The organism is Aeromonas sp. Prich7-2 (genome assembly GCF_017939255.1).
Lineage (GTDB): Bacteria > Pseudomonadota > Gammaproteobacteria > Enterobacterales > Aeromonadaceae > Aeromonas > Aeromonas caviae.
In genome coordinates this window covers 1-293 of record NZ_JAGKRI010000363.1, presented here as the reverse complement: position 1 = coordinate 293, position 293 = coordinate 1, and the positions used below count along the sequence as shown (strand labels likewise).

The window sequence follows — 293 nt, the reverse complement described above, 5'->3', positions numbered from 1 at the left end:
CATACCGACTCTGCCTGGGACTGCTGAGTCTTAGCCGGGAGTATCCGCCATCACGAGTCGAAGCCTGTTGCCAGCTGGCCAACCGGGAAGGACTGGTGCGGCTCAAGCAGCTCAAGTCGGTGCTGACCAGTGGCCGCGACCAACTGTCCGCAAGTCCGCTCAGTTATCCAGAACTGCCGCAAGAGCACGAGAACATCCGCGGCCCCCAGAGCTTCCACTAAAGAGGATACGTCCCATGACCCAACAAACGCTGACCCGCTTGAGACACCTGAAACTGACCGGCATGGCGGATG

At 60.1% G+C, this 293-nt stretch carries 1 pseudogene; it reads left to right on the top strand.

Annotated features, from left to right (window positions below):
• Positions 1–221: pseudogene (locus J9892_RS23405) on the top strand (IS21 family transposase); the annotation flags it as partial.
• Positions 222–293: the final 72 nt, after the last annotated feature.